Genomic DNA, 21,192 nt, shown 5'->3' with positions numbered 1-21,192 from the left:
CTTTTTCAATTCTTATCGTTTACACCGTACGACGCGGTCCTACGCTTACCGTCGATTATGGCGACCGCGTTTGCCACGACCTTCGCCGCATCAATCGGTGACTCGTGCGACCAAAATCGAAGCACCGTCCAACCAAGGGATCGCAGGCGTTCGTTCGTGTCTGCATCCCGTTGTTGATTCGCCTCAATCTTCTGCCGCCAAAACTCCGCGTTCCGTTTCGGCCATGTGGCATGTTCGGGACAGCCGTGCCAAAAACAGCCATCTACGAAAATTGCGATTCGCCGCCCCGGGAACGCAATATCGGCAACGCGGCGGGGTTTCTTTAAGACCTCACAATCGACCCGATACCGTAAACCGATCCTATATAGCTCTCGCCGCAATGCAACCTCAGCACCCGTTGCCTTTTGCCGAACCTTCGCCATTCGACGACTGGTTTCAGCCGACGGTGGATCGCGGAAGGACATGTGCTCAGCCTCAATTATTAGTCGGCAAGCGAGATCGAAGCCAGGTGATCCTTGATACTCCGTGCGATAGCACGACCCAGGTTCACTGGCACGGCATTCCCGATCAGACGCCCCAATACCGTGAAACTGACTTCACCGTCTCTCGGAACGAAGGCGTAGTTGCGTGGGAAGCTCTGCAGTATTGCCGCCTCCCTCAGTGAAATCGCGCGATCTTGTTCCGGGTGACCAAATCGCCCATTTCCGAAGCCATAGCACTGAGTCGTCATAGTAGGAGCCGGTTTGTCCCACTCCATTCGACCGTAGACACCTGGGTACGTACGTCCGCTCTTGGCGCGATGACAATCAGCGACAAGGTCTTTTGGCCAATCGCGCCACGTCCCGCCGGGCTTCGACGCCTTAATCCGCTTCAGATTCTTTTCCGATAGCGTCGACGCGACGTGCAACTTATCCCTAGGAGCACTCTCGCCAGCGGACAAAGAACGTAGTCGACCAATGGCTTGGCGCACTGTCTTCGGCGTTTTGCGTGTTGGCGCGATCATTTCGATATCGCCGTGCTTTGATGCGAGCAGCACCATGCGTCGCCTCATTTGCGGCACCCCATAGCGTGAGCTATCGACCACATCGAACCACACTTTGTAACCCAATCGCGTCAGCGTATCGACGAAATCATGGAAAACAGCATGTTTGGCAACCGTCGGAACATTTTCCATCGTGATGACATCAGGCTCAGTACCCTGCGCAAGGCGAGCAAACTCGTACAGCAAACCCCACTTGCCGTCTTTACCATCAAGCTCATAACGCTGTGCATAGCTCGAGAAAGGTTGACATGGCGCGCATCCGGCAAGGATCCTCAACTCCGCATCACCAAACAATGCCCCCAGCTCTTCGGCAGCTACCGTGCTGACGTTCCGCTCGACGAACTTGGCCTGATTGTTAGCCTCGTAAGGAAAGCGGCACGCCGGGTCTAGATCGATACCTGCGGCCACCGGCAAATCTTCCAAAACGAAGCCATGCGTCAGCCCGCCGGCCCCACAGAACAAGTCGACACACGAAATACTCGCCACTTCAAACCTCCTCGTTACATCTCAAGCAACCTACGGCGCAATTGAAACCGAATACAGTCAACGCTTTATTCCTTGGCCCGGCTATCTGGCTCTGCCGCACCACCGGACCTCACCCATCCATCAATTTCATCGGTCTTGAACTTCCACAGCCGGCCGATCCGATGAGCAGGCATGCTCCGTTTGTTGATCCATGTGTAGACGGTGTCCTTGCTCACGCCGAGGTACTCCGCAATTTCCTCGACCGACAACCAGCGATCTGACATGACGTCGATTTCCATCAAAAAGCCGAGAACCGGCCAATCATGTAATGATCTCATGAATTGACCGAAGAAAATCAGGTTTCGTTGGGTTCAACCCGGTTAGGCAAGGTTTAACAGGAAGGCTTGCCTAGGCACGTCACGCGCGCGACCGTGAAGCCGTGTACTGGCGCCTAGTCGTCTCAGCAGTCGCCGATTCAAAATTATTCAACCCTATATTCGCCCCCCCAGACGCGGCCAGTTGCGCTCGCTTCGTCATCACGATCCCGCGTTGGCACGACTTCCACTCAGAATGCTGACGGTCACCCCTTCCCTTGGCCGTCAGCCTGTTCGGACTGACACTCTCAACCACGCACTCAAAGTCGCTAGCTTGACTGGAGCGGTCACCGACGCGACAGACGGTATAGCAATGGCGTTTGCAAAACGAAACTGGGGGCAGGTCGATGTTGAGAACGATCCGCGACACCCATGCGACGGCACGACGATGGATTTTTCTTCTCGGTGACCACACGTGATAGCCCGCGGCTCTCACATCGCGGCGATGAAATTTATCAATTGGGAGACGCAATTTCTAATCCTGAGGTTTCAACGCGCCCAATCGATCAAAAACATATTCGAATTTCCGTCGACCACGATTTAGAAAAATATCTTAATTTTATTCCTCATATCTCCCCCAAAACCACTTATTGACCTTCGCCTTCCACGATCTTATTCTGCAAAAATTCGAGAAAACCTTGTCGTTGAATTCCACGTGACAGACTTTGGAAAATTTGTCCGAGCTCGCCGCAAAATGCTCAAGCTCACGCAGACCGAACTCGCACGCCGACTCGGCGTAGACGACGCATATATCAGTGCGATCGAACGCGGAGTTCGTACGCCCGGCGACGTCGTCTTCATCGATCAGTTGGGACGAGCTCTAGCACTCGATGTCGATGGTCGGCTCGAGCTGGAGGAGGTCGCAGAAAGCTCCAAGCGTCTGCTGCGCTTATCCGACCCGCTACCGCTGTACAAGTATCGGGTCATAGCGGCTCTGGTCGGGGACCAAGCTCTGACGGAAGCAGACATGGAGACGATCGCAAAAGTACATGCAGCGATCGTTCAGATTCGGAATGCTACGGCATCAACCGTGAGCATCGATAGTGGAGGAGCTATGTAAAAGAAAAAGCGCCACAAAACCAGAAGGCCAGTAGCGCTTGTGGATCAGAATCGGAAAAGACTCGTCACCGGGCAAGTACGAGTCTCCGCCGATCTGACCTCAGCGTCAAGCCCTTCTATCGCCCTTTGATTTGCGCGCCCACTGGATTCAACGAATTTTGGTTGAATCCCGGGAATCACTCGTCCGCTCATCGAGGCCGAATTCGACAACGAACAGTTGTCGAAGGGGGCGCGCTTTCTCAATCGCAAGCGTCTATGGCAGACGCGAGGGAGCAAATTCGTGCTCGAATCATCAGCAATTCCTTCGTCATCGCGACGGCCGCGCCGCGTCGTGACCGTTTCTGGTCACGGTGCGCGTGGAATATTTCCCAGTCGAAAATCCGCCAAGCGCGCGCAGTACGAAAGCCTGATCGAGGTGATGATGCTGCGAATCCTGGAGATCGCGCCGTCAGTCAAATCGATCACAACTCAGCCACAAGTATTTGAATATCTCGACGGTACCTGCAGGCGACGTTACACACCCGACGTGAAGATCGAAACGGCCGCCGGAGCAATATTTCTCGAGGTCAAGGACGACAGGTCAATCACCAAGCACTCGCAAGCTACCGTTCGAGTCTCGGCTGCCGCCCGGCACTTCCGGCATCGTCGCATCCGTTTCCACCTAGTACTGCGAAGCGATCTCATCGCCAACGACCTCCAGCGCCAGCTCGAACTGATCTTCAGAGCGCGTCCAATGCCCGGCAGGTATCGGCCATGTATCGACACAACCCTCTGGGATCCCGAGTACGGAACCCATCCGTCGGCAGAGATGCAGCAGCAATGGGATAGCGCGAAACGAGAATGTGATGCACTGCTCCACCGGATCATGAAACGCGACCCAGACGATCTTCTGCCTGTCTCGATTCGTTAACTGGAGATTCACCATGGCTAACTTCATCATGGATCAGATCATCTTCCGGGGCGAAGGCTCATTTCGCATCGTCCGGGTACAAGATGACATCGCTCAGTTGGAAAACACGGTTACGGGCAAGTTCTCCGACCACAGCGAGGCCGAGCTTCTGAAAGAATATTTGCGTGGGTATCTTCGTACAGCCAATAGCAAGCAATATCAACGAGCCCCGAAGCGCACCACTATCAGAGATGCATTGGAGGCCAGCACATCCACGCGCGGCCTGGGCGATTTCGAGACCCGACGACGAGTCAACTATTTAGTGATGCTCGATCGAATAGACGCGTTCGGTGGGCCTCGATCTGAACTACGGGAAGCCATACAAAATGTCGCGATAGAACTCGCCGATCCCAAGCCTCCTCATGAGACCACCATATATCGATGGCGCCGCCGTTACCGCATATCGCGATTCGATATCCGTGCTCTGCTTGATCAGACGGAACATCGGGGTGGAAAGAGGAAATCAAGGCTAGATCCGATTGTGGAGGGCATCATCCACGAAAAAATAGAAACAGCTTTCCTCGATAGCAAAACGGGGACAGCCGAGGCTGTCCACAACGCGGTTTTTCTCGAAATTCAACTGCAAAACTCGCTGCGCATCGAGTCAGAGTGGCTCAATGTTCCAGGGCTCCGTACAGTTCAAAGGCGCATCCATGACCTCGCGGCATACGACCGAACCGCAGCTCGCTTTGGCTTGCGCGAAGCTCGGCGCCGCTTCGCTGACCAGCATCGCGCACGACAGGTATCGCGAATCCTCGAGATCGTCGAAATCGACCATACGCCCATAGATCTCATTTACACGAACGCGAGTGGCAATGCTATCGATAGGCCGATATTCACGGTCGTCATCGATCGGTTTTCCAGATGCGTTCTTGGTTTCTGTATCAGTTCAGCCGGACATGGCGTCCATGCGGTGTTCGAAGCGTTACGGCACGCCATGATGCCCAAGAGCTATCTGCGAGAGCGCTTTCCGGGGTTGGAGCACGAATGGCCATGCCATGGTTGGCCTGAACGCTTACTCATGGACAACGGGAGAGAGATGCATGCTGAGGCGGTTGTTGACGCGATGAACAATTTGGGTGTGGTCTGCGAATACGCGGCATCACGTTCCCCAAACGACAAACCATTTGTCGAACGTTTTCTCAAAACGTTCAACTACTCTTTCATACACAAACTTCCCGGCACCACCCTCGCGAAAGTTCATCAACGCATCGGATTCAAGGCGGAAGACGACGCATGCCTTACGTTCGAGAAGCTCAATGAGATGATTCATATCTGGATCACACAGATTTACCACCTGAGGCCTCATAAAGGACTAGACGGTCGCGCGCCAATCGACGTCTGGAACGAGGGTGCCACTGCACATCCTCCATTGTTGAAATGCAATGCCGAGGATCTAAGCATTGAATTCGGCGAACATGCCGAATGCGCACTCCAGCCCTACGGCATCGACCACAACACCTTCCGTTACACCTCACAAGAGCTACACGCCCTGCGGCTCATGATGCCGGCTAAACCTACCGTACATATCAAGGCGCCGTACGAAAACGCTGGTGTGATCTATGTATGGGACCCGATCGAAAATCGGTACTTCAGCGCACGCAACATCGATGATCAGTATCAGAATCTAACGGTGGAGCAAGCCAAGGCTGTGAAGAATCAATGCAAAAGTGTTGACGTGTACCAACGAACTCGGGCAAGTGCGGAGGAAATAATTCGTGAGATGAGCAACGACGCAATGCTCTCGAAGAAGCTCAAAGACCGCAAACGTGGTGCTCGGCAGGGACACATCACATCCAAATCAGCTAACCGCCCCCAAGTGCCTCCCTTGATGCAACAATCCGATATCAACTCGGATCTGCTTTCGTCGAATGCAGATGAGCTCATCGATGTTGATCTCGATTCCTTCGATATTGAGGTTGATCGTGAAAATTGATTCCTCTCTTGCCTTAATTATTAAGGATACCAGATCGAACTTCATTCACTTTCATCACGTCAAGCGTGTGCTCGCGAGGTTGGAACATATGTACGAATACCAGTGCATACATGAGGAAGCGGAGCACCTCATGCTGATAGGCGAGTCTGGCGTAGGCAAGTCGACTCTCCTCAGCAATTACGCTCGGAAGCATCCCGTCATTGAGCACCAAGAACTCACCGAGATACCCGTGCTTTATGTGCCGCTTGGGCAAGCCCCCTCCCCAAAATCGATGGCGAGCACCATGCTCCTAGCACTCGGCGATCCCAAGTGGAATCTTGGAAAGGAAGCTGACCTAACAGCTAGACTCGTCTTCCTGATCAAAACATGTCGCGTCAGAATTGTCATTGTCGACGAGGTTAATCATCTGGTCGATCGAGGTGGAGAAAAGACCTTACATACCACCGCGGATTGGCTCAAACGTCTCGTCGATGCAACTAGGGTGTCGTTTGTCCTTGCTGGCATCCCCCGCAGTAGGCGTGTACTCGCGACCAACGATCAATTGCGTGGACGTTTCAGAGAAGTCGTCGAAATCGAGCGCTTCTCCGTCGCAAACGCCCGAGCCGAACATGAGTTCCGAAGCGTACTGAACGTTTTCAAGGGATATCTGAGAGACCTGCCTACAGTGGACATTTCGAACAAGGTCATGGTCCGGGTATTCGCATTTGCGACTGACGGGCGACTTCGCGACATTCGTAGGCTCTTGGTTCGGGCCGTCGAATTAGCTTATGCAAAGCCGGCCCCGCAGTTAACTACCTCGGTCCTTGCCGAGGCTTTCCGAGCCGTCATCTACCCCGGCTGTCCTGACGCTAGAAATCCCTTCCACAAACAGTTCAACAAGATGCCGCTGGTGAAGGGCGACGAACCATTTGCACCTGTGGAGCGCTAATATGAAGTTCACGATTCCATGCGGTCAGCCATTGTATCGTCCGGCTCCTCAACCGGATGAGTGGTCCGAGACGTACTTATTCAGAGTTGCCAGAGCAAACGGTACATACCGCCCTCGACTGGGCGATATCGAGAGGATTCGCCCCACACTCGCGGCAACAGCTGCGACCAATTCAACGGGCTATCCTGTTTGGGGCGATTTAGCGTTACCGCGTTGGAGCGTTGTCACCCGCGCCAACAAGATTCGGTATTGCCCCGAGTGCATGCTGGAGTCACGGTACATCCGATCACGCTGGCGCCTAACGCGGCTCGAGATGTGCACTATCCATAGTGTTCGCCTCAAAGATGATCTAGCCGAACCGGTGATGACACTCGGCTACAAGCAATCCGACAAACATTTCCTCACCGAGGTGACGAATGAACAGCTATGTGAAGGCGCGGTATGCCCCATGCCAGTCGAACGGCGTCACTATCAGCGACTATGGTCTGGTTTCGAACGCTTGATCATCGACGGCCAAGTTCCGCAGGCGTATGCTCAACTCACTTGCATACTGTTCTTGGAAGCGCTATTCGACGCAGTTGCGGCAACTGTAGACGAAATCGGATATCGACAACTTGATGTCCCACGATCGATCCGAATCGCCGAGATAATCGAAAAAAAACAGCTTTCGTTCGAGCCGAACTTGGACGGCATACGCGCATTTTTGCAGGAGGCTACGGGCGCGCCAAGGCTCACAATACTTTCCCGTCTTCGTCGCATGCTGCTTGAGGAGCCTCATCGACCAACCTGCTTGTCGAAGCTACCTATCGAAGAACTGCGACAAAGATATTTTATGAGCGACTGGTCGGACAGTACTGCGGCGGCCCACCAGTATCGCCCCAATTGTCACGGTGTACCACACGACTATGTCAGGCTCCATGAAGCTGTGTCTTCCATCGGATGCCCGCGTAGTGTTCTGAAGCACCTTGCACTGAACAGGCTTGGTTCAGATGCTCGCATCGTCGCATATGGCATGACGTATCAGACCTATCTTCCGCAGCGGACCGTCGAGGCGTGCCGGCGATGGTTCGCATCACTGGTTCCCTTACGGCACGTACACAGCAGATCGCACACTGAGCACCGAGGATACGCTGCGCTTTCAGCTATGGGATTGCTTCGTCCAGTCACTGTTGGTAAGTACACTTTCGTTCGGAAATCGGATGTGGCTGATGTCTGCAGAACCTTAGACAGCGTATCGCGGCCTTTTGCTGCTGGCGGCCCTCTACTCTATCCACTCTTCGGCCAATGGATGTCCTGGCATCAGCGCCCAATGACTGCCTCGCTCGCTTTGGTGAACGAGGCACTTAGTGGAAAGCTACCGGTTTTCAAGAAACCCGACGATGCCAGTCTATCCGCCTATTTCATTGATCAATATGCAGTCGAACTCCTCCGGAAGCTCAGACGCATAGAAACTGCGCGGCGCAAGTACGAAGAGCACATGCCGGGCCAGCTTTCATTGTTACCGTCATGAATCGCGAGCCGGTCAATGGCAAACACTGGCGCACCATTGGAATGGCCTTGTTCTCGGGCCATTTCTTGGTGCGCCCCTCCGCACATTCCAACGAAAGTTTTCTAGGCTATCGCTTACGCGTCGCATTCGCGAACGGTCTTTCCAGACCTAGTTGGCTCACCTACTCCGGGCCAGACCTACCGAAGACTCACGGCGTTGTGCGCTGGTGCCCCTACTGCCTCGCAACATCTGATAGCTACTGGCGTGATGATTGGTACGCGGGGAACACCGGATGCTTCGTTCACAAATGCTGGCTCACTTCGCAATGCGCGATGTGCAGACGAACGTTGCGCTGGAAACACGTTCGCTTCGAGACTTGCAGTTGCGGCGCATCGCTCCAAAGCGCGGAGGTTGAAGCATTTTCGGATGATGTCCTGCAGTTGCTGAACGACCAGTTCGAGACCGGTGCTGGTCTGCTATCTGCTTCCGATCGTTGGGGCCTCGCCCGCTTTCTTGGGGCATTGTCAATGTTCGGACTAGACGGCAAACCGTTGAAGAAGTCCTCGCGGCAATCACAGAATATCGAGCGAATCGTCGTGACGGCTGGTGCGCCATTGATGGGCGATCGTTGTGATTGCTTCGAACTGCTGAGTCGCCTCCGCGCTCCTCGAACCGAGGGACAGAACGTCCCGCTACTATCAGAAGCGTTCCCGCAGTTGCTCGTCATGTTGCGCAAGCAGTTGAACGACGCTCAGCGTCGCTGGATGCTCGATCTATTAGACCAATACGTAGAGCATACGTCAGGCAATGAGCCTATGGTCGCGTGGAGACGAAGAATTGTTAAGGCTGCGGCAGACACTGATCAGCCCGGTCGTCGGCCAATCGGGAGCCGAACGATTGCCAATATGCTCGCCCAGACAGGCGAAGTGGCGCCGATTCGACGAACTCGGACAGGACGAAAGAAGTTTGTGATCAATGAGACCGATGTTCAGCGTCTCATGGAGATCCAGAGGTCGCTCGTCGCGCCGAAGACTGCTGCCCGCTACATTAAGATGTCGGTCAAACGTGTCGAGGCACTGGCTCAGGCCGGCATAATTGACACGAATGGAAAACGGATCAATACGAAGTCACTCGATCGTCTACTCGATAGCATTGTGGCTGCCGGCGGCCAAGGCATTCGGCCCCTTGAAGACCCGATTAGCATCGCCGAGGCTTTGCGGCTGTATGTCTCTATTGACGCATCCGCCGCGTTCGTCCGTCGACTCACCGACGGCACAGTACGCCTTGCTGTCGCGCGTGACAAAACGCCGACATTGCGAACAATCTACATCGACAAGGGCGACGCAATTTCGGCCAGTCGAACTCCAGAACCTGTCCGCATTTTTGTGGGCGAGGCGGTTGAACAACGTGTTACCCACGCGCCTGCATAAATCGCTCGCCGAACAGGATAGCAAACTGGTTCATCGCTGATTTCCAGTCGAATGCGGACCGCACGGTCTTGGCCAGTACATTGCGCAGCGCCAGCCAGAGCAGCTTGATGGCCGCCTCGTCGTTCGGGAAGTGACCACGGGTCTTGATGATCTTGCGCAGTTGCATGTTCAGACTCTCGATGGCGTTTGTCGTATAAACGACCCGTCGAATCTCCGGCGGAAACACGTAGAACGGCACGACGTGCTCCCACGCGCGTTGCCACGACTGCACGATCGTCGGGTACTTCGCGCCCCAAGGCCCGTCGGCGAAGTCTTGCAGCGCCTGCCGTGCCGCCTCTTCGCTGGCAGCCGCGTAGATCGGGCGCAGCGCGGCGGCGAGCACCTTACGGTCCTTGTAGCTGGCGTATTCGAGGCTGTTGCGGATCAGGTGCACGATGCAGGTCTGAACGGTGGTCCGCGGATAGGCTGCGCTGATGGCCTCGGTGAGCCCCTTCAGGCCATCGACCACGGCGATCAGGATGTCCTGGCAGCCGCGCGTCTTCAGTTCGTTGAACACCTTGAGCCAGAACTTGGCCCCCTCGGTCTGCTCGATCCAGAGGCCCAGCACGTCGCGCTGGCCGTCGGCCTGGATGCCCAGCGCAAGATAGACGGCCTTGTTGCTGACCACTCCGTCGTCACGGATCTTGACCCGCAGCGCATCGAAGAAGACGACCGGATACATCGTCTCAAGTGGGCGGCTCTGCCAGCTCAGCGCCTCGGCCATTACCTCGTCAGTGACCGAACTGATGAAGTCGGGAGACACCTCGGTGCCGTAGTGCTCAGCCAGAAACCCTTGAATCTCGCGCACGCTCATGCCGCGGGCATACATCGCGATGATGCGCTCGTCAAAGCCGGTGAAGCGGCGCTCATGCTTGGGAATTAGGATCGGTTCGAAGCTGCCGTCGCGATCGCGGGGGACGTCGACCCGGACCGGGCCGCGATCGGTGATGACCGTCTTGCCGCTGGCGCCGTTGCGCTCGTTGGCTTGGCCGGCTGGCTTGGACTGGCCCGGCGGGTAGCCCAGATGCAGATTCATCTCGGCGCCCATCGCGCGCTCGATGACTGCCTTGTTGAACGCCAGCATCAAGTCCTGCACCTCGGCCGGTGTCATCGGCCCCTTGACCAACTGGTCCAGCAGTTCCTTAGGCAGTTCAGGCAGCGGCCCGCGGGCCGCTGCCTGACGCGCTACAGTTTGCCTTTTCTTCTTCATCGGCATATCCATGACTTTTGCCTCTCATGATATGCCTCGCCCACGAAATCACGGATAGGTCCGAACTCCATCGAAATCGCAAACGTTGATGTCCATCGTTGAGGCTGCTCAGCGGCTCGGCATCAAACAGGAAGTGATGTACCACCTCGTCAACGCCGGACTCGTTAGGACACGAATCGCTAGACGGCGGAATCGCACAATACGAGCCGTCAACATAGACGACCTGCGGGACTTCACCGCAACATTTCTACCATTGGCCGTGTTCGCACGGTCAGCCGGAATCTCCGTACGCAATGCCCCAGATTGGGCAGTACAGCACGGCATAGAGATGATCACGGGTCCGTCAGTTGATGGCGGGCGACAGTATTGGATCCGCAAACCAGTCGACTGGGACAAATCCGCCAGCATAGAACCGGATGTGTGACGAACCGCCGTTCAACGACGGTCCGGTCCACGCTACGATGGCACGTGACGACCACCATGCAACTTGTTTGCATGATGCGGAGGTGTCAGACCTTGATCAACTGAGTGCGCAAAGCAAGCGAGCCAACGATGCGAGTTTACGTCGACACTGAATTCACCGATTTCATCGATTGCGAACTGATCAGCATTGCATTGGTCGCCGAAGACGGCCGTGAATTTTACGGTGAACGCGACGATTTCGATCGACGCACCTGCAGCCCGTTCGTCCATGAAGCGGTGTTGCCACAGCTAGGTCAATATCCTGATCGTGTGTTCTCTCGAGAGAACCTTCGGTCAGCACTGCTCGAGTGGCTCCGACCGTTCGAGAGCGGCATCTTCTGTATGGATTTCCCCGGAGACTGGGATCTTCTTGTAGACACCCTCGATGGTGTACCGAATGGCTGGCAAGGGCTGCTTGTACGTGATCAGGCCGACCAGGTCCGGTTGGAGTCTTACTACAAGCAATTTGGTGGCCGACACCACGCACTACACGACGCCCGTGCCCTGCGTTACGCGACGCAAGGTGGAACGTAATCCACGCATGCTACCCAACCGTGTTCCGACTGATATCGATTGTGATCGCCTAGCATACGAACTCATCGATCCGTTGAAGTACCGCGGGATCGTCTATCCCGCGCGCTGGATCGCATACGACGAGGCGGGATTGCAGTTCCGGCGTGGACGCAAATTCCTTGGGGGCGTCGTCCAGAATTAAGACATCGGCCAAAGTCAGTCGGCGCCTTCGCATGTAGTCCATTATCCGTAGCGAGCGGCTCTCGATACGCCGGTTCGTGAGATAAATTTTGGCGGCCGCACTCAGCTCACGCAGATACTCATCCTGCAAGCGTTTGAGGTCGAACATATAGATCCAGGTGCTATGGATTGCGATGTCGACCGCTTTCCCGTTAACCCGTTCGGCGAGTTTGGTCTGCAGTGAACAAACTCCCTGGCCGACCACCACCGGTCCGTTGGGGCCGTATTCGAGGTCGCCCACAGAATTTGGATGTAGGACCCCATCGATGTCGAGGAATATCGTTGCCCTCTTGCTCATTGCGGAGGTCGCCCATAGTGAACAATGAGAGCACGCCGGACCGCGACAGCGCCGGGGAGGCGTGCTCCGCTCAGCACTATTCTATGCCGGGCGATTGGCCCTACGAAATGATGTCGTCGATCGTGCAGATCCGACATATGCCACGTTCAATTGTATGTCTGCGATGTCGTCGCCGCTGAGACAGCTGCCGCTACACCTCTCTTTTCTGCTGCTGAGGAAGTTGTCACATTCACCGTCGCCGGCGGCTTAATTGGACCAGGTCGATATGCTGTATATTCACCTCGGTAGTTTCGCCAACTTACCTTTGAATATCCAAGCACCTGATCCTTCGGAACGACGAGCTCTACACAACGCAGTGCATCGACTTTGATCGCATCAGTTGAACTAATGTTTGACAACAAGGATTTATCGCAAAATTTTGCCGACGGACTGCTCGCCCCCATTAGCGAATTCGCAACTAGAGTTGTCGGCATCTTTGAGACCTGTCCGAAGCTAGACGAAGGAGGCGCCAAATCATTTACGCTCGAAGCTACGATCGCAGTCTTCTTATCAGCTCTTTCGTCCTTTATCAGAAGCTCCAACACTATTGAGTTACCCAACCGGTTGAGCATATTCACATTTGCGAGTGTTATCGCCCTGTCATTATCAGCTATGCAACTTACACCATAGTTAGCCAACGTTGCACATTGTTTACTAGATAGAGCAACGACATCAAGTCGCTCATTACCCAACCCTAGCATCGACACGATTGCCCGGGGGAACAATACTGGATTATTAACCACAATAGGGTAAGTAAGAAATACCAGCGCGGCCGTTACAAGACCCAGACCTGCACGTTCCCTCCAATGCCTCACGGAAAATGAAACCCAATTCAAGACCGTGAGCAACGAAACAACAAAGAAGAAATTGACGTTCCAGTCATTTTTGCTTCCTATACTCGCCATCGCATATGCTGTCAAAAACACGCCAATTGTGAAGCAACAGAACACAATCGTGACATAGATCTTTGCTTTCACGAGTCTCCGATCAGATGCATTTCCCAACGCGACGCGTGACGTGCGAGCCAAAGTCACACTCAGCCATGACGGCATCTTCCAGGGAATGAATTTAGTGCACCAGCGCGCCGCACGTCTTATGTGCGCGGCAATCACCTGAATGTTCAGTAGAATCGTGGTGGCTGCGACCACCAACACACCCACCAAAATCACATTATTGAGCAATGCGACACTGTACGTGGCCCAATCAATAGATATTGGCTGCCCCAAATATCGTACTGTCGCCTTTGTCGATAGGTTGTTGGGTCCGACAGACCATGCGGTCATGATTACGACTAGTGCCACTACGGCACCACTGAATATGCTGAGAAGTGCTTTTCTCAGCCATTGCCGACGGAATCTACGCCAATCGACAAAGAGCAGTGTCACTGCAGTAGCAAATGCAATGATCAACGCACCGACAAGGTGCTCGTTATGAGGTGAAATCAGAGTTCCGTCCATCGCACATATGAATAGTGCAATCCATGCGAGCACACTAATACAGGTCACACCAAAGATAAACGGGCCACGGATTAGCCTCACATATGGTTCGACTGGTGCATCTGGATCCGGAAGCGACGTAGACGTGTGTAATGCCGCCTCTGGATACACTGATTCCAATGCCGCCCTGGCGAAATATCCCGCACTCAGACAATACATTACGACTACCGTGACTACCAACACCCCCGTCGCACATACCGCAAGCAAAGTTCCGGTGAGCTCATTCCACGTAAAATCTGGCAGCTGCCCAATACTCAAAGCATACATCAGCAGCGTTAAACCGCCGATTGCCAATGCAGATACCGACGCGACGACGGATAGATTTCCTGTAATTGCGCCAAATATGATCTTACTTAACTCTCCAAGGCCTCTATTTTTCTTGCCATTCGACATGTTTGCACACCCCCATATTTTCACGCGAATTATTTCACTATCCGCCAACGGCAATTTGATTCAACAAAAACCATCACCGCGACACCGTCACTTCGCAACTACAAAATTGTCATGCCGTTCCCAGTGGCGGCAGATCAAGTATATTGATTCAAGTATGATATTTACTCGCCTCTTGTACTCGATGTCGATTAACCGTGCGACAGGAGGTTTTTTCACAACATCCACTTGACCAAATACGGGCGGGCGTGGTAAATCTCATAACACATTCAACTCTCGTGACATTTATATCAATGAGCCTGTCATTTTTATCCGACCAGCAAATTACATCCGGATATGAGCAGTTTTTGTCAAAATTCCCGAAGGCGAGAGCGCGCGTCAACGAAATCAGTCAAGAAGTTGCGGACATGCTCGGAGTAAAACTCGATGAACTCCGACAAGTTGAAACAGCCAAGGCTTTGGACGAGGTCGCAAAGAGCCACAACATCGATCCTTTCGAATACCTTCTTCAATTCGCGGTCGATAACGAATCAGAGAGAAATGAAATTCTCAGAGCCAATCGTGAGGCGATGGAGCGCGCTATCGGATTGCGCTAGCACCCATGCATCACATTCTTATCTCGAACGATAAGATCCTTAAATTATAAGCAGACCATGCGCGCCAACGCCCTCTATTTCCCCTACATCGCACTTCCCGACGATGCATGGACAGTCAAGTCATTGCTGTATTGGGACAGGCTATCGTCGATCGTGCCGATGGACTATATGACACGCCCCGATCAGATGAGTGATTTCATGCGGGAACTTCTAACAGAAGGACTCGTGGAGCCCGTAATACCGGCTCAGTACATACATCATGTACGCAGCTTTGATGAGAGTTTCATTAAACTAATCGAACAACGATTGAGACGAAACTCTAAACGCATCGAGCCCGCACTTTCGCCACGAGCTACGACTCGAATTCATGTCGAGAAATTGGGTGAAATACCGCACTTTCTTGTGGAATCGGGTCTCGCCGAGCAGGTTGATGGCGTGTGGTACGACGTTGAGACTCCCACCGCAAACTTGTTCATGTCCTATCTTGCCGCATGTTTAGGCGCGGTTCCTGAGGTCGACGCCACCCCCGTAACCAACAAGATGGTTTTCGCTGCAGGGCTCAACTCGAGTCTTAGCCGCTCGGTACGCCCCTTGCACCATCATAAGAGCCGTGAAGTCGTATTACAGCATCTGTTACCAACCCCTACAGGCCCGGTGGAGTTGGACAAACTAGTGCGGTTCAAGCGCCAGCATGGCCACCTTCTTCCCCCGCTACGTGCGCAAGTCGAAGCCCATTGCGCATACGTGGCAACGCTTCCCGACGCGAATGGCCGCGTTGAGGCTAACGAAGCATTTTTGCTAAGCTGCAAATCGCGCATTGCGGAGATCGAAGATGCAATGCGTCCGTCCTTCGGCGATATAGTTTTTGGCTCGCTAGTTCCGTTGGGCGGCGCTGGACTATCACTCTACGCAACAGACCCCAGTAGCCCGGCCGGCCGGGCGGGCGCCGCGTTGACGCTTACTAACGTCATTTACCAAGCAATCAACAGCATGAGGGGAGATCATGCTCTGGCCAATCGACCGCTAGCATATGTGGCCCACGCACAACATGTGTTCGGCTGAGAGTCGGTAAAGCCGACTAAATGATGGGACGCGTTCCAGTATGGCATTGTGAATAGTCCCATGCCGCTTAGACCCGCCTCTATTCCGTTGTCGCCGCTTCGAGGGCTGGCTGCTCTAAGGCAATCGTATCGACGACAGACTGGAGCTCGCATAGCAAGTCCGCTTGTTGGGCTTGCAGGTACTGGCGCACGGACTCGTTCTCAAGCAGCCTCGCAAGATAGCCCTTTGCCAGCACGAGGTTGAGCACGTCCTGTCCATAAGTCTGCTCGACTACCTTGTACTGTCCCTGCAGATTGCTCATCTCCCGCTCCATCTTCGCCATTTGCTCGGGGCTCACGCCGGCAAGCTTCCTCGGTTTCTTCCCTTCAACCAGTCGCGAAGCCGGCGTCGCAACGAGCAACGCTTCAGCGTACGAGACAGACAGGTTGTTTGCTGCCACCATGAGCTCGACACATTCGACCTGCCGTGTCGGCTTCATCTTCCGCAGAGCTCGCGCGAGCTCAGGTGAAAACTGCCGGTCCTTCAGGAGCTCGGTCGCTTCAGCGCAAATCCCATCCAGCAATGCAATCCTCTTGATGATCTGCGACACATCTACCGACAGCGCTTTCGCGAGCCGCTCCGGGGACACCCCTCGTTCAACGGCCCGACGAATCATGAAGTGCTCCTGGATGGTCGATAGTCGATTGACGCGGTTGTTGTACGTGTAGCTCTCATCGTCCGTGGCAACGAGGCACGACACGGCGCTGAACTGGAGTTCCTGCAATGCGATCAAGCGAAGATGTCCATCAAGCAGAACGTGGTTGCCCGATGCCTGATCGACCGGCGTCACTGAAAGCGGCTCGATCAGGCCCACCTCTTCGATGGAGCTTATGATCTGCCTGAACTTTCGCGAGTTCATCATGCCGGCCGGCGTGCGCCGTGATGGCAGGATGCTCGTGATCGGAACGGAGAGTGGTTCCGGAATGAACCCAAGTGCTACGCCGGTCATGCTGGACTCCCGCTCGGCCATACACGTTCCGCCAGATACTTCGGCAGAGTCGCCAGTTCCTCGGCGCGCAGCAGATTGACGAAGTTCTCGTCGGCAAATAGCTGCCTGAGGGCGCCGACAATGAACAGCAACCGCTGCTGCGTAAACTCTGCCTTCCGCACCATCGTTTTCTGCCGCTCAACTTCATGCTGATACGTTCGGACGAGGCTCGATGTGGTCACGTCCATCACCTTGCGCGTCATGTTTCGATTCGCCGTGCGGCCGAGCGCTTTCCTGCGCTCGATGACGCGCCGAGCGTCCATCAGCTGGCGCCCGCGCAATCTCCCCGATTCATATGCCTCCTGGAGTGCTGCTTGGATTGCCTCATCATCGTCGCCGGCACCCACAATCGATAACGCTGCGTTTAGCGGAATTCGGCCTTTCTCCACAGCGATCACGAGACGCTCCTCACCCTGATGCAGCAGCGTCAGGATTCCCTGCACGTAGTGCTGCGTGAGCCCCGTCTTCTCGGCGATCACCTTCGGTGCGTATCCGCGCTCTTGCAGTTCGCGTATGCCGGCGAGCAACTCGAGCGGTCGGCACTGCCGTCTCGCGATGTTCTCCGTCAGGCTCATGATGAACGCGTCTTCGTCGCTCACGCTCACCACCAGCGCTGGTATCGTCGTTTCGCCGAGCGATCGGAACGCCTTCAGTCGTCCCTCCCCACACACGAGCAGATACTTCTCCACGCCACTTGCCGTTGCCCGTGGCGTGACCAGAATCGGTTTCTTCAGGCCAATCGTCTTGATGTTGGTGACGATCTCGTCGAAAACTCGACCATTACGCTCGCGAGGATTGATCACCTCGATCTGACTGATGGGGATCATCCGAACCTCACCGGGCTGTTCACGCTGAGTCATGCTCTTCTCCTCAGCCGAGCTCGCTGTGCCATACCGTATAAGTAGTCCAGCGTTTCGAAGCGATAACTCTCGAACTCGATCGGATTCCAGTCAGCGAGGCTGATACGAGGCTGCCAAAAATCGATATGCGGCAACAGGTAGTAGTCGAGCGCCGTCGAATTGCTCTGGTCCAACCTGACGGCCACGGTGATATCCGGCAGCAGGCTCGTATCGAATCGCACCTTCCAGTGGTTACGACCGCTGCCGCGCACCTGGCACCGTGACAGCACGATGCAGGCAGTGAACTCCCGATTCACGGTCAGCAGGTCCGTCGCCGGATCACGCGACACGGATCCGCCGAGATCAGCGATCTTCTTTTCCGTCTCGGCAACGATCTCTGGGTGCAGTTGCCGAATGAAGCGATTCGTCTCGATGTAACGATAGTCACGACCTGGCGTGAAGCCAACCGTCTGGTACGCACGAATCAGGCTACCGAAGCGATACACATAGACTGAGGTGGACGGCATGCCTTCCGTTTCGTCGATCACGACGCCCGATAGAAAGCCTCGGCTTCGGTACAGGTTTCGCAGACGCTCGATCAGTTCCTCACTTGAGTAGCGCCGGGCGCGCGCCCGCATGATGCCCTGCGCGGTATAGAACGTTTCGCTCGGCACGATGGATTCGAACGCACCCTCCTTGCGTATCCACATCTCCGACGGATTCGTGACTCGCGATTTCTTCAGCTTGAACGACACACGGTTGTAGACATTGTTGCCGATGTACTTCTCGTTGGTCAGCACCTCCCGAATGGTCGCCCGAGTCCAAGGTCGGCCAAGGTCCGTATGAACGTTCATGCCGTTCAGGCGTGCGGCGATCTCGTGCTCGTTGAGTGACTCGTCGATGAACCAGCTGTAGATGAGGTTGACTATTCGAACCTCGCTTTCCGGGCCAGGCATCAGAATGACGCGGTCCGTCTGCAGGCACTTGTGTTGACCGCGCTGCAATTCCCCCTTCATGAGGCCATGTTCGTCCACGAGGATCCGGCGTAACGCATAGCCTGCAGGCCCGCCTTGCCGGAAACCGAGCTCGATCAACCTACATTGGCCAGCGAAGACCTTCGCTGACAACTCGCGGCTGTACTCACCGGCCATCGCGCGCTTCACGCCTTTGACGATCGTCGAAACTGGCGAGCCGTCGTTCTCGAACTGTTCGGCGCAATAGGCGACCTGGATGCCAGCGCGCCGGCAGATGTACTCGTAATAGGCACTTTCGTCTGCATCCTGGAATCGTCCCCAGCGGCTTACGTCGTAGACGAGGATCACCTGGAAATCGGCCATGCCGGTTTCCACGTCCCGGATCAGTTGCTGCAGCGCTTGGCGCCCATCGATACGCAAACCGCTTTTGCCCTCGTCGGCGTAGGTCCGCACGATCTCGAGATCGCGACGAGCAGCGTAGTCGCGAATGCGATCACGCTGATTCTCCGTCGAGTATTGCTGGTGCTCCGTCGACATCCGAACGTATTCAGCAGCCCGCATCCTGCAGGCCTGCTCATCAACGGATTCGCATGTGCAATCGAGGTCCACGATCCAGCTCCCACCGGCAACCGCTCCTCGCTGCGCCGTCCCCGACATCAGCTACGAGGACTTGTATCGGCGAACGCGTCGCGCCTTGCAATGACGTCGAATGCGAGCGAGTACACAGCCAAGGTAGCAGGCCATAGACCCTTGTCGAACACGTCATCTCTTTGCAATCACGCCAGAACCGGCCTCGGCTCAGATAGCACGGCGATGTGCACCGTCCACGCGTTCATCTTTGCAACGCCGGCCTCAACCGCGTTGCGCAGGATATAAAACCCAGATGCCAGTGGGCGATGGGCCGGCCACACGTCCATATTTGCAACAGCACTAGCAGTGCGCCGCGCATTTCGTCGTCGCTGCATCGCGCAATTGCGATCGCGATAGGCTGAGTGCGTCTCGCGGTAGTGGCGCCAGTAGTTAGGATGTCGGGCCCGCCAGCTGGCCTGGGCGCGGATCTGATTCTCGCGATAGTCGGGATCGACTCGCATGCGCTGGTGCTGCCATGCACGCCGGCGAGCACACTGACATGCCTTGGCCGAGCAGAAGCGTTGATGCGGGATGTGTAAGAGCGGAGTGAAGGGTGTGCCGCAGGCGGCACAGATCCGATCCGATTTCATGGCCGTGCTCCACAGAGGAATCGCAGTGGGGCCGGCCGTGTTCGGGGCCAGGGTCAGTTGAAGCCAGCTCACGGGACGCGGCGTCCCACCCTCGCAGATTTTCCCGCTCTTGGAGACGCTCTTGAGCTTTTTCTAGGCCTGGACCTTCCGAGGATCGCACGAGCCGCTCAGAGAGCTCACGCGTTATTGGGGTCGCACCCAGACGCTATTACTTCGGCGCGGAAGTAGACCAGTCGCAACAACTCCGTCGTCGCCACAAAGTGCTTGTGGCGGGCGTCTTCGTAAGTCTTTGATTTTTAGTGTACGGCGTCTCATCAACTAAGTCGCCCTACGCCAAGTTCACATCGATTCTTGCTGCAAGCCGCTTTCGTGACGCAAGTCTGAAGAGTCCTTACCTATATCAAATGTATACGTATTTGCGATCGCAAGAGGGGGTCGATCTATTGTGGGATCAAGCATCAGGGCTGTTTTTGCACCCAGCGGTTGATGTTTGCCTCCACGAGTCATTTACGATTCAAGGACATGCCGTCGCATTCGCTACAGTGGATCTGGCGCTAGAAGCGAAGGTTGTTCGAGCTGAACTCCGCGACATTCTGTCGATTGCTGTTCGGGGAGTTGTCAATGACCGCATTATTTGAGCACAACCCCTTAAGTTTTGCGTTGATATATCGACGCAGCAAATCAAGCCGGTTTGATTTCGGGATGTTGCGGAGTTCTTTCCCAGCTATGCCGTTCGGCCATCTCTCGAAGTTTCCATATTTCGAGATGCCCAGTTAGGTAGACTCAAACAGCATCACCGCAAAAAGCGCGGGCCGCATGGGCTGCCACCCATACGACCCGCTGACCACCACCAACTCAACGCAGGAGTCGGAAATGGCTAACATCAATCATAAGTCACGTACCCCCGTAACGGAACGCTTCGTCACTGTTCAAGAGTCAGCACGCCATCATTCCTTGTCTGGGGTTCTCCGTGCTATCAGAGCGCACCGGAAACTGAACACAGCGTATTACCCGTGGATCAAATTGACTGGAGTATCGCTTGAGGACGCGGGATTCGAGGCTGGACGGGCACCGCGCACATTTCTGCCGCGCCAATGCAAAAACCCCCGCCTTTT

At 55.1% G+C, this 21,192-nt stretch carries 21 protein-coding genes and 1 pseudogene; 12 read left to right on the top strand and 10 right to left on the bottom strand.

Features of this window, described 5'->3' with window-relative positions; all coding sequences use genetic code 11:
• Nucleotides 1-5 precede the first annotated feature (5 nt).
• The 3 genes from U5798_RS35255 to mads1 form a co-directional block, all read right to left on the bottom strand.
• Nucleotides 6-464 carry a very short patch repair endonuclease gene (locus tag U5798_RS35255; RefSeq protein WP_322084720.1) on the bottom strand — a complete coding sequence of 153 codons (459 nt, stop codon included), beginning with the start codon at nt 462-464 and terminating at the stop codon, nt 6-8.
• A gap of 17 nt (nt 465-481) precedes the next feature.
• Nucleotides 482-1,528, bottom strand: a complete 1,047-nt coding sequence (locus U5798_RS35250; RefSeq protein ID WP_322084719.1) for a DNA cytosine methyltransferase — start codon at nt 1,526-1,528, stop codon at nt 482-484.
• A gap of 65 nt (nt 1,529-1,593) precedes the next feature.
• Entirely contained in the window at nt 1,594-1,806 is a 213-nt protein-coding gene (gene mads1, locus U5798_RS35245; RefSeq protein WP_415859451.1) for a methylation-associated defense system helix-turn-helix domain-containing protein MAD1, read from the bottom strand.
• A 447-nt stretch (nt 1,807-2,253) separates the two neighbouring features.
• Here mads1 and U5798_RS35240 point away from each other — a divergent pair, with 447 nt between their 5' ends.
• The 8 genes and pseudogenes from U5798_RS35240 to U5798_RS35210 all read left to right on the top strand — a co-directional run bounded on the left by U5798_RS35240 (nt 2,254) and on the right by U5798_RS35210 (nt 9,672).
• Nucleotides 2,254-2,475 carry a hypothetical protein gene (locus U5798_RS35240; RefSeq protein ID WP_322084718.1) on the top strand — a complete coding sequence of 74 codons (222 nt, stop codon included), beginning with the start codon at nt 2,254-2,256 and terminating at the stop codon, nt 2,473-2,475.
• Nucleotides 2,476-2,536: 61 nt separating this feature from the next.
• Nucleotides 2,537-2,941: a helix-turn-helix transcriptional regulator gene (locus tag U5798_RS35235; RefSeq protein ID WP_322084717.1), complete on the top strand. Its 405-nt coding sequence runs from the start codon at nt 2,537-2,539 to the stop codon at nt 2,939-2,941.
• Between the two features lie 279 nt (nt 2,942-3,220).
• Entirely contained in the window at nt 3,221-3,850 is a 630-nt protein-coding gene (locus U5798_RS35230; RefSeq protein ID WP_322084716.1) for a TnsA endonuclease N-terminal domain-containing protein, read from the top strand.
• Nucleotides 3,851-3,863: 13 nt separating this feature from the next.
• A complete protein-coding gene (locus tag U5798_RS35225; protein ID WP_322084715.1) occupies nt 3,864-5,825 on the top strand; it encodes a DDE-type integrase/transposase/recombinase in 1,962 nt (653 codons plus the stop codon).
• Nucleotides 5,779-6,753, top strand: coding sequence for a TniB family NTP-binding protein (locus U5798_RS35220; protein WP_322084714.1), 975 nt, complete (start codon nt 5,779-5,781; stop codon nt 6,751-6,753). The genes U5798_RS35225 and U5798_RS35220 overlap by 47 nt, the downstream gene beginning before the upstream one ends.
• A gap of 1 nt (nt 6,754) precedes the next feature.
• A pseudogene (locus U5798_RS37175) lies at nt 6,755-7,081 on the top strand (TniQ family protein); the annotation flags it as partial.
• A gap of 36 nt (nt 7,082-7,117) precedes the next feature.
• Complete coding sequence (locus U5798_RS35215) at nt 7,118-8,263, top strand: hypothetical protein (protein ID WP_322084713.1); 1,146 nt, start codon at nt 7,118-7,120, stop codon at nt 8,261-8,263.
• Between the two features lie 326 nt (nt 8,264-8,589).
• Complete coding sequence (locus U5798_RS35210; RefSeq protein ID WP_322084712.1) at nt 8,590-9,672, top strand: hypothetical protein; 1,083 nt, start codon at nt 8,590-8,592, stop codon at nt 9,670-9,672.
• Here U5798_RS35210 and U5798_RS35205 read toward each other — a convergent pair.
• Entirely contained in the window at nt 9,653-10,927 is a 1,275-nt protein-coding gene (locus U5798_RS35205; RefSeq protein ID WP_415859532.1) for an IS256-like element ISBcen18 family transposase, read from the bottom strand. The genes U5798_RS35210 and U5798_RS35205 overlap by 20 nt on opposite strands.
• Before the next feature lie 546 nt (nt 10,928-11,473).
• On the opposite strand from U5798_RS35205, the gene U5798_RS35200 reads away from it, so the two are divergent.
• Nucleotides 11,474-11,917, top strand: coding sequence for a 3'-5' exoribonuclease (locus U5798_RS35200; protein WP_176051391.1), 444 nt, complete (start codon nt 11,474-11,476; stop codon nt 11,915-11,917).
• A gap of 49 nt (nt 11,918-11,966) precedes the next feature.
• On the opposite strand, the gene U5798_RS35195 is transcribed toward U5798_RS35200, so the two are convergent.
• Nucleotides 11,967-12,434 (bottom strand): HAD domain-containing protein, encoded by a 468-nt coding sequence (locus tag U5798_RS35195; protein ID WP_322084711.1) that lies wholly within the window; start codon nt 12,432-12,434, stop codon nt 11,967-11,969.
• Between the two features lie 146 nt (nt 12,435-12,580).
• Nucleotides 12,581-14,362 (bottom strand): hypothetical protein, encoded by a 1,782-nt coding sequence (locus U5798_RS35190; RefSeq protein ID WP_322084710.1) that lies wholly within the window; start codon nt 14,360-14,362, stop codon nt 12,581-12,583.
• A 290-nt stretch (nt 14,363-14,652) separates the two neighbouring features.
• On the opposite strand from U5798_RS35190, the gene U5798_RS35185 reads away from it, so the two are divergent.
• Nucleotides 14,653-14,955 carry a DUF6388 family protein gene (locus U5798_RS35185; protein ID WP_322084709.1) on the top strand — a complete coding sequence of 101 codons (303 nt, stop codon included), beginning with the start codon at nt 14,653-14,655 and terminating at the stop codon, nt 14,953-14,955.
• 57 nt (nt 14,956-15,012) lie between these two features.
• On the top strand, nt 15,013-16,017 hold the full coding sequence (locus U5798_RS35180; RefSeq protein WP_322084708.1) for a hypothetical protein: 1,005 nt from the start codon (nt 15,013-15,015) through the stop codon (nt 16,015-16,017).
• 79 nt (nt 16,018-16,096) lie between these two features.
• Here U5798_RS35180 and U5798_RS35175 read toward each other — a convergent pair whose 3' ends face one another.
• The 4 genes from U5798_RS35175 to U5798_RS35160 form a co-directional block, all read right to left on the bottom strand.
• On the bottom strand, nt 16,097-17,005 hold the full coding sequence (locus U5798_RS35175; RefSeq protein WP_322084707.1) for a plasmid partitioning protein RepB C-terminal domain-containing protein: 909 nt from the start codon (nt 17,003-17,005) through the stop codon (nt 16,097-16,099).
• Complete coding sequence (locus U5798_RS35170) at nt 17,002-17,904, bottom strand: ParB/RepB/Spo0J family partition protein (protein WP_322084706.1); 903 nt, start codon at nt 17,902-17,904, stop codon at nt 17,002-17,004. The genes U5798_RS35175 and U5798_RS35170 overlap by 4 nt, the downstream gene beginning before the upstream one ends.
• Nucleotides 17,901-19,514, bottom strand: a complete 1,614-nt coding sequence (locus tag U5798_RS35165; protein WP_322084705.1) for a recombinase family protein — start codon at nt 19,512-19,514, stop codon at nt 17,901-17,903. The genes U5798_RS35170 and U5798_RS35165 overlap by 4 nt, the downstream gene beginning before the upstream one ends.
• A 119-nt stretch (nt 19,515-19,633) precedes the next feature.
• A complete protein-coding gene (locus tag U5798_RS35160) occupies nt 19,634-19,948 on the bottom strand; it encodes a hypothetical protein (protein WP_322084704.1) in 315 nt (104 codons plus the stop codon).
• A 1,002-nt stretch (nt 19,949-20,950) separates the two neighbouring features.
• Here U5798_RS35160 and U5798_RS35155 point away from each other — a divergent pair.
• Nucleotides 20,951-21,192, top strand: a 242-nt coding sequence (locus tag U5798_RS35155) for a hypothetical protein (RefSeq protein WP_322084703.1), incomplete at its 3' end; no start/stop codon positions are given.

The organism is Burkholderia sp. BCC1972 (assembly GCF_905339605.1).
Lineage (GTDB): Bacteria > Pseudomonadota > Gammaproteobacteria > Burkholderiales > Burkholderiaceae > Burkholderia.
Note: the sequence above shows the minus strand (reverse complement) of the source record. Positions and strands in the feature narration are given on the sequence as shown.